General features: G+C 68.1%; 9 protein-coding genes. 6 read left to right on the plus strand and 3 right to left on the minus strand.

Going from position 1 to position 10,618, the window contains the following annotated elements; genetic code table 11:
• The first annotated feature begins 44 nt into the window (after positions 1-44).
• From ACFVV5_RS13795 to ACFVV5_RS13815, 5 genes are all read left to right on the plus strand, one after another.
• The gene (locus ACFVV5_RS13795) at positions 45-977 is read left to right on the plus strand and encodes a proteasome assembly chaperone family protein (RefSeq protein WP_387244927.1); all 933 of its coding nucleotides are present in this window, start codon (positions 45-47) and stop codon (positions 975-977) included.
• 61 nt (positions 978-1,038) lie between these two features.
• On the plus strand, positions 1,039-2,379 hold the full coding sequence (locus ACFVV5_RS13800; protein WP_387244930.1) for a nitrate/nitrite transporter: 1,341 nt from the start codon (positions 1,039-1,041) through the stop codon (positions 2,377-2,379).
• 217 nt (positions 2,380-2,596) lie between these two features.
• Positions 2,597-3,940, plus strand: coding sequence for an RNA polymerase sigma factor (locus tag ACFVV5_RS13805; RefSeq protein WP_387244933.1), 1,344 nt, complete (start codon positions 2,597-2,599; stop codon positions 3,938-3,940).
• A 9-nt stretch (positions 3,941-3,949) separates the two neighbouring features.
• Positions 3,950-5,278, plus strand: a complete 1,329-nt coding sequence (locus tag ACFVV5_RS13810; protein ID WP_387244936.1) for a MurT ligase domain-containing protein — start codon at positions 3,950-3,952, stop codon at positions 5,276-5,278.
• Positions 5,275-6,018, plus strand: a complete 744-nt coding sequence (locus ACFVV5_RS13815) for a type 1 glutamine amidotransferase (protein WP_387244939.1) — start codon at positions 5,275-5,277, stop codon at positions 6,016-6,018. Before ACFVV5_RS13810 ends, ACFVV5_RS13815 begins: the two co-directional genes overlap by 4 nt.
• Before the next feature lie 159 nt (positions 6,019-6,177).
• Here ACFVV5_RS13815 and alr read toward each other — a convergent pair whose 3' ends face one another.
• From alr to ACFVV5_RS13830, 3 genes are read right to left on the minus strand one after another with little or no spacing between them, the layout of a single operon-like run.
• Positions 6,178-7,254 (minus strand): alanine racemase, encoded by a 1,077-nt coding sequence (alr, locus tag ACFVV5_RS13820; RefSeq protein WP_387244942.1) that lies wholly within the window; start codon positions 7,252-7,254, stop codon positions 6,178-6,180.
• Positions 7,251-7,979, minus strand: a complete 729-nt coding sequence (locus tag ACFVV5_RS13825; RefSeq protein WP_387244945.1) for an alanine racemase C-terminal domain-containing protein — start codon at positions 7,977-7,979, stop codon at positions 7,251-7,253. The genes alr and ACFVV5_RS13825 overlap by 4 nt, the downstream gene beginning before the upstream one ends.
• Positions 7,980-8,013: 34 nt before the next feature.
• Positions 8,014-8,250: a hypothetical protein gene (locus tag ACFVV5_RS13830; RefSeq protein WP_223690763.1), complete on the minus strand. Its 237-nt coding sequence runs from the start codon at positions 8,248-8,250 to the stop codon at positions 8,014-8,016.
• 215 nt (positions 8,251-8,465) lie between these two features.
• Between ACFVV5_RS13830 and ACFVV5_RS13835 the strand changes: the two genes are divergently transcribed.
• On the plus strand, positions 8,466-10,547 hold the full coding sequence (locus ACFVV5_RS13835; protein WP_387244948.1) for a type IIA DNA topoisomerase subunit B: 2,082 nt from the start codon (positions 8,466-8,468) through the stop codon (positions 10,545-10,547).
• Positions 10,548-10,618: the final 71 nt, after the last annotated feature.

Genomic DNA, 10,618 nt, shown 5'->3' on the forward strand with positions numbered 1-10,618 from the left:
CTGTTCCCGGGCATCCGCCCCGAGCCTCGGCCTAGAGTTAAAACATGCACGATCCTGGCGAACTGTACGACCTGAGCACGGCCCTCTCCGAGGTGCCGGAGGGTCTCAACCTGGTCGCCGGGCTCACCGGCTTCGCGGACGCGGGCGCGGGCGTCAGCCAGCTCGGAACCTATCTGCTCGGCACGCTCGACACCGAAGTGGTCGCCACGTTCGACGCCGACATCCTTCTGGACTACCGCGCACGTCGCCCGATCATCTACTTCGACCAGGACCACCTGACCGACTACCAGCCGGCGACCCTCAAGCTCTACCTCGCCTACGACGAGCTGCGCCAGCCTTTCCTCCTCCTCTCCGGCTTCGAGCCCGACTTCCAGTGGGAGCGGTTCACGCAGGCGGTGCTCGGCCTCATCGACGATCTCAAGGTCAAGAGCGTCACCTGGGTCCACGCCATCCCGATGCCCGTGCCGCACACCAGGCCGATCGGCGTGACCGTGAGCGGCAACCGAGCCGACCTCATCGAGTCCATGTCCATCTGGAAGCCGCACACGCAGGTTCCGGCGAATGCGCTGCATCTCCTCGAGTACCGCCTGCAGCAGCGCTCGTACCCGATCGCTGGCTTCATCCTCCTCATCCCGCACTACCTGGCCGACACCGAGTACCCGGCGGCCGCGATCACCGCGCTCGACAGCATCAGCGCCGCGACCGGCCTGATCTTCCCGACCGACCGCCTCCGCCAGGAGGATCGCGAGTTCATCGCCAACATCGACGAGCAGGTCGCGGGAAACGCAGAGCTCGGCCGGCTGGTCGGAACGCTCGAGGAGCGCCACGACAGTTATATGGAAGACAACCAGCTGCGGTCGCCCCTGACCGACAGCGACGGCGAGCTCCCTTCGGCCGACGAGATCGCCGCCGAGCTCGAGAACTTCCTCGCCTTCCGCCGTCACGGCGACGAGGAGACCGGCCCTTCCGCGTCCTGACGACGCGAGCCGCGCATCCGGCCTGAACAGACGGCCCCGGACGCGGTAATACGCTTGACACGTGAACTCGCGTCGATCCTGGTTGATTTTCGGGGTCGGCGTATTCGCCTACCTGATCGCCGTGATGCAGCGCACGACGATCGGCGTGGCCGGGGTCGCGGCCACTGAGCGCTTCCACACCAGCGCCGCCGTGCTCTCGACTCTCGCGGTGGTGCAGCTCGCGGTCTACGCCGCGATGCAGATCCCCGTCGGCGTCCTCATCGACCGGGTGGGGTCCCGCTGGCTGATGGCCGTCGGCACGGCGATGATGATCGGCGGACAGGTGACCGTGGCCATCGCGCCGACGATCGGGGTGGCCATCGTCGGGCGGATCCTGGTGGGGGCCGGAGATGCGACGGTCTTCACCTCTCTCATGCGGCTGACGAATTCGTGGTTCCGTGGCCGCATCGTCCCGCAGCTCTCGCAGTGGATCGGCAACATCGGCCAGCTCGGCCAGGTGCTCTCGGCCATCCCGTTCGCGATCCTCCTGCATCAGGCGGGCTGGACGACCGCGTTCCTCCTGGCCGCGTCGCTGTCGGTCATCGCGCTCATCGGCATCCTCGCCGTGATCACCGACCGTCCGGTCGGCTCGACCGAGGGACCGCGCCCGGCGTCCTGGGGTGACTCGATGCGCCAGCTGCGCGTCAGCCTGGCCCGGCCAGGAACGCAGCTCGGCTTCTGGTCGCACTTCGTCACGCAGTCCTCCGGCACGGTGTTCAGCCTCATGTGGGGACTGCCGTTCATGGTCTACGCGCTCGGGATCGACCCGGCAGAGGCATCCGGGCTCCTGATCGTCTCGGTCGTCGCCGGACTCATCTCCGGACCCATCCTCGGCCTCCTCACCGCACGCTTCCCGTTGCGGCGAAGCAACCTCGTGCTCGGGATCGTGGCTCTGATGGGGGTGACCTGGGGCGTCTTCCTGCTCTGGCCGGGCACCCCTCCGTTCTGGATGCTCATCCTGCTGCTCGTCGTGATCGGGATCGGCGGCCCCGGTTCGCTGATCGGGTTCGACTTCGCTCGCACGTTCAACCCGCTTCGCAGCCTCGGCTCGGCGAACGGGATCGTCAACGTCGGCGGGTTCCTCGCCAGCTTCGTGATGATGTTCCTCATCGGCGTCGCGTTGGACGCCCAGGACTCGGCGCACGTGGCCGCCGGCGGAGCATCCGACCTGTACGCGCTCGATTCGTTCCGCTGGGCGTTCGCCGTGCAGTATGTGATCGTGGGCATCGGAGTCGGCTTCCTGCTGCACGCTCGGCGGCGAACGAGACGCAGATTGTCCGAGGACGAGGGAATAGAAGTGGCCCCTCTCTGGGTTGCACTCATGGAAGCGTGGAGAGGCCGCGGGCGGAGAACGGCCCGCTGATCGCGCTGAGAGGACCACTGAGGATTGGTCGGGGGCGTGCACGATCCGTGCAATAATTGAAGTTCGGACCCGTTCATATCCAGGGGCTCGGAGCATTTGACGATGCCCGGCGAAAAGACCCAGGACTTGACATGGGTCTTAGTAATGTCCGCACGCAACCTGAGCCAGGCCTAGGCGCAAGGAACTCGGCCCTCCGCTTGGTATGAAAGGTGTTCACATGGCAACCCGTGCAGCAACGAAGACTCCCGAGGCCGAAAAGGCCGTCGACGAGGTGACCGCAGGCGCCACCCCGACCAAGCCCGCCACGAAGGCGGCGGCCAAGCCGGCAGCCAAGAAGGCCGCGGCGCCCAAGGCCGCTGCGTCCAAGGCGACGGCGACGGCGAAGAAGGCTGCGGCCAAGCCCAAGGGCCGCACCAAGAAAGACGATGACGACGAGGAGATCGGCGAAGACGACGCCGTCGAGATCGACGAAGAGGTGACCGTCGTGGTCGACGCGACCGAAGGCGATGACGCCGAGGTCAAGACCGACGACGCGGACGACGAGACCGAGAAGCCCGCTGTGGTGGAGGAGCCCCTTCCGACCGGTGCGCTGGTTCTGCGCGCGGTCGACGAAGACGACGACATCCCGGTGTACTCGAGCGCCATCACCGGCGCCACGGCCGACCCGGTCAAGGACTACCTGAAGCAGATCGGCAAGGTCGCGCTCCTGAACGCGGCCGAAGAGGTCGAGCTCGCGATGCGCATCGAGGCCGGGCTGTTCGCCGAAGACAAGCTGGCGAACACTCCGAACATGCCCAAGGAGCTCGAGCGCGAGCTGCGCTGGGTCGCCCGTGACGGTCAGCGTGCCAAGAGCCACCTGCTCGGCGCGAACCTCCGACTGGTCGTGTCGCTCGCCAAGCGCTACACCGGCCGCGGCATGCAGTTCCTCGACCTGATCCAGGAAGGCAACCTGGGCCTCATCCGTGCCGTCGAGAAGTTCGACTACACCAAGGGCTTCAAGTTCTCGACCTACGCCACCTGGTGGATCCGTCAGGCGATCACCCGCGCCATGGCCGACCAGGCCCGCACCATCCGCATCCCCGTGCACATGGTCGAGGTCATCAACAAGCTCGCCCGCGTGCAGCGCCAGATGCTGCAGGATCTCGGCCGCGAACCCACGCCCGAGGAGCTGAGCCGCGAGCTCGACATGACCCCCGAGAAGGTCATCGAGGTGCAGAAGTACGGCCGCGAGCCGATCTCACTGCACACTCCTCTCGGCGAAGACGGCGACAGCGAGTTCGGCGACCTGATCGAGGACACCGAGGCGGTCGTCCCGGCCGACGCGGTGGGCTTCACGATGCTGCAGAAGCAGCTCGAGAGCCTCCTCGACTCGCTCTCGGAGCGCGAAGCGGGCGTGATCCGCATGCGCTTCGGACTCGGCGACGGCATGCCGAAGACCCTCGACCAGATCGGTGACACGTTCGGCGTGACGCGTGAGCGCATCCGCCAGATCGAGTCGAAGACGATGGCCAAGCTCCGTCACCCGTCCCGCTCGCAGTCGCTCCGCGACTACCTCGAGTAGGCCGGGGGAGTGCGCTACAGGCTGGCGGTCGTCGCAGGTCGCCTCGCCCGCTGGCTTCTGCGCCTGCGCGGCGGCGGCTCGGCCGTGCCCGGCCGGGTCGCTCTGGCGATCGCGCCGCGTTTCCTCGAACGGTCTGTCAGCCGGCTTCCGCTCGGGGTCGTGTTCGTCTCCGGGTCCAACGGAAAGTCGACCACGACCAACATGCTCACGGGCATCCTGCGCGAGCACGGTCTGAACGTGTTCACGAACCCGTCGGGAGGCAACCTTCCGCAGGGCATCGCCTCGGCGCTGCTCGCGACGGTTCCCCTCGACGGGTACGTCCGCGGCGATGTCGGCGTGATCGAGGTCGACGAGGCGTACGGCGTCGAGCTGGCGAACGTCCTCAAGCCGCGGGCCTCGCTGCTGCTGAACGTGCAGATCGACCAGCTCAACCGGTTCTTCGAGCCGACCCGCGTGGTCGGGATGCTTCGCTCGATCGGCGCCTCGTCGTCGGACTTCGTCGTGGTGAACGCCGACGACGACAGCCTGTCGAGGGTCGGTGCGGAGCTCGTCGCCGAAGGGCGCGACGTCTCGACCTTCGCCGTGGCGGCCGCCCTGATCGCGGCGTCGCCGAACGGCCTCGCGAACGTCGAGGACTTCTCCGGTGCGGTGTCCGCCGAACTCCCCGCCCCCACGGTGACCGTCGCCGAGTTGGGCGCACGCACGGCGCGTCTCGAACTGAACGGCCCGGATGCGCAGGCCCGATCGGATGCGGAGGGTGGATCGGATGCGGAGGGTGCCGAGAGCGTCGAGATCGCTCTGCCGGCGCGCGGACTGCACTATGCGGTCGACGCCGCCGGAGCCACGGCGATGGCCCGACGCCTCCTCGGCGGGCGGTTCCGCTCCGACGCTGTCTCGAGGGCGATGTCGTCGCTGCGCACCGTGTATGGTCGCGGCGAGACCCTGCGCGTGGGCGATGAGGACATCGAGATCATCATGATGAAGAACCCGCCCAGCCTGCAGCTGAACCTCGACTACCTCGACGAGGCGCCCGAGCAGGTCTTCGTGGCGGTCGACGAGGGCACACCCGACCCGTCATGGATCTACGACATCGATCTGTCGTCGCTGGAGCACGTGGACGTGATCTCCGGCACCAAGGCGTGGCAGTTCGCCACCCGGTTCGGCTATGCGGGCATCCCGGTCGGCTCGGTCGTTCCGGAGCTGCGCCCGGCGCTCACCGCGTTCCTCGCCCTGCCGAAACCGGCGCGTGGCACCAAGACGATGATCGTCAACTACGAGCAGATGATGCTGATCCGCAAGCAGCTCGGCTTCCTCGATCTGGAAGGCGGCGAGCAATGACCGCTGTGCGCATCCTGCACCTGTACCCGCGCGAGCTCGGCATCAACGGCGACGCCGGCAACGTGACGGCTCTGGTCGAGCGAGCCCGCTGGCGCGGGATCGAGACCGAGGTCGTGCGCTACGACGTGGGCGGCGAGCTGCCCGAATCGGTCGACCTCGTGCACATCGGCAGCGGACCGCTCTCGTCGCAGCGCGCCGTGCTCGACGACGTGCAGCGCATCGCTCCGGCGCTGCGGGCCTGGCGGGATGCTGGCGTGCCGATCCTGGCCATCGCCGGCGGCTGGCAACTGCTCGGCACCGAGCTCGTGACCTCCGACGGTGAACGCCTCGCGGGGGCCGGGGTCTTCCCCACCCGGGCGACCCTCGGCACGGATCGTCACGTCGGCGAGATCGTCGTGCGCACAGACGACGGGATGCTCGCCGGATTCGAGAACCACTCGGCGGTCACCGTCCTCGAGGGGGCTGAGCCGTTCGGCACGGTGGTCAGCGGCTTCGGCAACGACTCCTCGGCCGCACGGAAGGTCGAGGGCGTGCGGTTCGCCGCCTCGATCGGCACGCATCTGCACGGTCCGCTGCTGCCGATGAACCCGGCCCTGGCCGACCGGATGCTCGCGAAGGCACTCGCGCGACGCGGGGAGACAGAGGCGCTCGTCTCCGTGCCGGAGCTCGACCACGTCGACCGGTTCGCCGCGAACGCGCGCCGCGCGATCGCCGACCGACTCGGCGTCAAGCTCGCCTGAACTCGCCCGTCCCACCGCCCACCTGAATTCAGGAGAAGGCGGGACTCGGGCGCCGCTCACTCCTGAATAAAGGCGCGGGCGGTCATCCGGCGCAGGACAGGCCTGAATTCAGGACGCGGCAGCGAGCAGTCCGCGGCAGTGAACGGACTCCGCAGCCGGTTAGCCCACGTAGAGCCGAGGCACGCGTGGGGAGACCCCGGTGACCACTTCGTCGGCGATCGTCTCCGCCCAGTCGGCCCACTTCTCGGCGATGACCTCGCCGTTCGTGCCGGGCCCGAACAATGTGGCGGTGTCGCCGGCGCGCACTCGGTCGGCGCCCATCTCGACCAGCATCGAGTCCGCCTCGACGGCGACGACCGGGCGGGGGAGCCCGCCGATGACGACGTGGGCCTTGGCGATGCCGAGCGTGGGCACGCCGTCGGCGTACCCGATCCCGAGACGGGCGAGCGACGTCCCGTCGACATGGACCTCGGTGACCGGCGCCTCGAGACGCATCACCGGAACGAGTCCCAGGTCGGCGCCGGTGCTGTCGTCGAACGGGGAGATGCCGTAAGCGGCGATACCGAACCGGACGAGGTCGAAGCGGGCTTCGGGCATCCGGATGCCGGCCGAGCTCGCGGCGAGGTGCAGGATCTCGAAGGCGGCGCCGCGCTCCTCGGCGACGGCCACGGCAGCGAGGAACTCGTGGAGCGCAGCCTCGTCGTCGTCCATCGACGCGTCGGCGAGGTGCGACCAGGCGGCCCGGATGCGCACGACACCCTGCTCCTGCAGGGCGAGAGCGGCGTCGATGAGGTCGGGCCACTCTTCGATGGTGGCACCGTTTCGGCTCAGGCCGGTGTCGACCTTGAGGTGGATCAGGGCCGGGCGGTCGGCACCGGCGGCGGCGATCGCGTCGAGCTGCCAGCGGGCGGAGACGCCCAATTCGATGTCGGCCTCGATACCCGCGCGGAAGTCGGTCTCGGTGCCGTGCAGCCAGGCCAGGAGGGGAACCGTCACTCCCGCGTGGCGCAGCACCAGTCCCGCCGGGATCTCGAGCACGGCGAGCGAGGTGGCGCCCGCCTCGAGTCCGGCGCGGGCGATCGGGAGGAGACCGTGGCCGTAAGCATCGGCCTTGACCGCGAGCATCACCTCGGACGGCGCGATCAGCGCGGCGAGGTGGGAGACGTTGTGCCGCAACGCGGCGAGATCGATGACCGCCTGCGGGAGCGGCTCGGCGATGGCGTCGGTGATCGTCATGCGCGGTAGAGCCTCTCGATGCGGCGGCCGAGACGGCTCACGATGACGGGAGCGGCCACGCCGATGGCGTCGGCCCACTCGAGGATGCTCGGCTCGCGCCGGACCGGGTCGCCGAAGAGCACAGCCTCATCGCCCGGCTGTGCGGGGGTGCCGTCGAGGTCGACGACGAACTGATCCATCGCGATGCGGCCGGTGACGCGGCCGGTGAACTCGCCGACGCGCACCGGAGCTTTGTTCGATGCGACGCGGGGAACCCCGTCGGCGAAGCCGAGCGCGACCAGCGTGAGCGTGGTCGGCTTGGACGTGCGGTAGGTGTAGCCGTAGGACACGCCGCGGTCGGCGCCTACGCGCTTGACGGCGATGATCTCGCCGATCAGCCGGAGCGCGGGCAGGCCCGGGAGCGCCGGATCGAGGCCGAACAACTCGGGACCGATGAGGGGTCCGATGATCGTGCCGCTGCCCGATCCGACCGACTGGGCGACCACGGCGCCGGTCACACCTGCGTCGGCCAGAGCCGAGGCGTCTTCGAACCGGGAGACGAGAAAACCGCCGACCCCCGCATCCGAGAGCGCACGGGCCACGGGGATGATTCCGTGACCGTACGCGTCGGCGCGGAGGTCGGCGGTGGAGTCGTGGAGCGGCGAGCCGCTGTCGATGGCGTTCCTGACGATCCGGTCGAGGTCGACGAACGCGTGCCTGCGCACACTCGTCGACCGCGATTCCATCGTCTGAAGTACTCGGTGAACGCCTCGAGGTGCGTTACGCGCGCTGGTCCTCGAAGAGGCGCGCGGTCTCGTCGTGCCAGCTGTGCGCGATCTCGGACAGCTTCTCCTGGTGCTTCTTGCCGTGGTGGGCGCAGAACAGGAGCTCGCCGTTGTTCACGACGACGCGGATGTATGCCTGGGCTCCGCAGCTGTCGCAACGGTCGGCCGCCGTCAGTTGCGGCCCCGATGCGAGCTCGTCAACCGCACCGTTCTCCGTGGTGATCGTCGACATGTGATGCTCCTTTCAGATCGCAACCCTAGAACTCGATATCTCTATAGAACCACGTTCTGATCGCAACACTGCGTGATTTGCCTGCTATTTCGCTCAACGCGTAGCCGCAGCCGCGAAGGGTGTCGGTGACGGGCGCACCCTCCGCGAGTGCTTAGTCTGGACTGTGGCATGGCGCACGCTCTCCCGGGGCGCCTCGACTTCTGCAAGGAGCGCTCGTGGCGAGCTCAGACTATTCGGCCAGACACCTCTCTGTTCTGGAGGGCCTGGAGGCGGTGCGCAAGCGCCCCGGCATGTACATCGGATCGACCGATTCGCGCGGCCTCATGCACTGCCTCTGGGAGATCATCGACAACTCCGTCGATGAGGCGCTGGCCGGCCACGGCGACAGCATCGAGCTGATCCTGCACGCCGACGACAGTGTCGAGGTGCGCGACAGCGCGCGCGGCATCCCCGTCGACATCGAGCCGAAGACCGGTCTGAGCGGCGTCGAGGTGGTCTTCACCAAGCTGCACGCCGGCGGCAAGTTCGGCTCCGGCTCCTACGCCGCCTCGGGTGGGCTGCACGGTGTCGGCGCCTCCGTGGTGAACGCCCTCTCCGAGCGCCTCGACGTCGAAGTCGACCGCGACGGCAAGACGTGGGCGATGTCGTTCCATCGCGGCGAGCCCGGGATCTTCGCCGACACGGGCGAGCCGACACCGGATGCTCCCTTCTCGCCGTTCGAGAAGGGCAGCGAGCTGCGGGTGGTCGGCAAGGTGAAGCGCGGTGTGACCGGAACGCGCATCCGGTACTGGGCGGACCGCCAGATCTTCACGAAGGGCGCGGAGTTCCAGTCCGACGATCTGATCGGGCGGGCCCGTCAGACGGCGTTCCTGGTGCCGGGCATCAGCCTCTCGATCGACGACCGGCGCAGCGCCGACGCGGAGAAGACGACGTTCTCGTACTCGGGCGGCATCTCCGAGTTCGTCGACTTCCTGGCCCCGGATGCCCCCATCACCGACACCTGGCGCCTCACCGGCGAGGGCCACTTCACCGAGACGGTGCCCGTGCTCACCGACAGCGGCGCGATGATGCCGACCGAGCTCAAGCGCGACTGCCACGTCGACATCGCCCTGCGCTGGGGCACCGGCTACGAGACCGTGATGCGCAGCTTCGTGAACATCATCGCGACGCCGAAGGGCGGAAGCCACCAGACCGGGTTCGACCAGGGGATGCTCAAGTTCCTGCGTCAGCAGATCGAGCAGAACGCGCGGCGTCTCAAAGTCGGCAACGACAAGCTCGAGAAGGACGACGTGATGGCCGGCCTGACCGCCGTTTTGACCGTGCGCCTGCCCGAACCGCAGTTCGAGGGACAGACCAAGGAGATCCTCGGCACGCCGGCGGTTCGCGCGATCGTCGCCCAGGTGGTGCAGAAGACGATGAACGAGCGGTTCACGTCGACCAAGCGCGACGACAAGGCTCAGTCCTCCCTGCTGCTCGACAAGGTCGTCGCGGAGATGAAGTCCCGGATCTCGGCGCGCGCCCACAAGGAGACCCAGCGCCGCAAGAACGCGCTGGAGACCTCATCCCTGCCGGCCAAGCTGGTGGACTGCCGCTCGAGCGACGTGGCCAACAGCGAGCTGTTCATCGTGGAGGGCGACTCCGCCCTCGGCACCGCACGCAGGGCCCGTGACAGCGAGTACCAGGCGCTCCTGCCGATCCGCGGCAAGATCCTCAACGTGCAGAAGGCATCGGTCTCCGACATGCTGTCGAACGCCGAATGCGCGGCGATCATCCAGGTGATCGGGGCGGGGTCGGGGCGCAGCTTCGACCTGTCGGTGGCGCGCTACGGCAAGGTCATCATCATGAGCGACGCGGATGTGGACGGCGCGCACATCCGGACCCTGCTGCTCACTCTGTTCTTCCGCTACATGCGTCCGATGATCGAGGAGGGGCGGGTGTTCGCCGCGGTCCCTCCGCTGCACCGGGTGATCGTGATGAACCCGGGGACCAAGCCGAACGAGACGATCTACACGTACTCGGAGGCGGAGCTGCAAGCGGTGCTCGCCGGGCTGAAGAAGTCGGGCAAGCGGTACCAGGAGCCGATCCAGCGCTACAAGGGTCTCGGCGAGATGGATGCCGACCAGCTGGCCACCACGACGATGGACCGTCATCACCGCACGCTGCGCCGGGTGCGGGTTCCCGACGCCGAGCAGGCCGCGAAGGTGTTCGAGCTGCTGATGGGCAACGATGTCGCCCCGCGCAAGGAGTTCATCATCGCCGGAGCCGACGACCTCTCCCGCGCCCGCATCGACGCCTGAGCGGGCCGTCCCGCAGTCGAGTCCGGACTTGCTGGGTCGAAATCAGCGATTTCGACCCAACAAGTCCGGAC

The sequence above is a fragment of the Leifsonia sp. NPDC058248 genome, assembly GCF_042881905.1.
GTDB lineage: Bacteria > Actinomycetota > Actinomycetes > Actinomycetales > Microbacteriaceae > Leifsonia.

Coding starts and splice junctions, on each gene's coding strand:
- ACFVV5_RS13830 (WP_223690763.1), bottom strand. CDS start 8,250: ATGTCGACGATCACCACGGAGAACGGTGCGGTTGACGAGCTCGCATCG.
- alr (WP_387244942.1), bottom strand. CDS start 7,254: ATGACGATCACCGACGCCATCGCCGAGCCGCTCCCGCAGGCGGTCATC.
- ACFVV5_RS13795 (WP_387244927.1), top strand. CDS start 45: ATGCACGATCCTGGCGAACTGTACGACCTGAGCACGGCCCTCTCCGAG.
- ACFVV5_RS13805 (WP_387244933.1), top strand. CDS start 2,597: ATGGCAACCCGTGCAGCAACGAAGACTCCCGAGGCCGAAAAGGCCGTC.
- ACFVV5_RS13825 (WP_387244945.1), bottom strand. CDS start 7,979: ATGGAATCGCGGTCGACGAGTGTGCGCAGGCACGCGTTCGTCGACCTC.
- ACFVV5_RS13815 (WP_387244939.1), top strand. CDS start 5,275: ATGACCGCTGTGCGCATCCTGCACCTGTACCCGCGCGAGCTCGGCATC.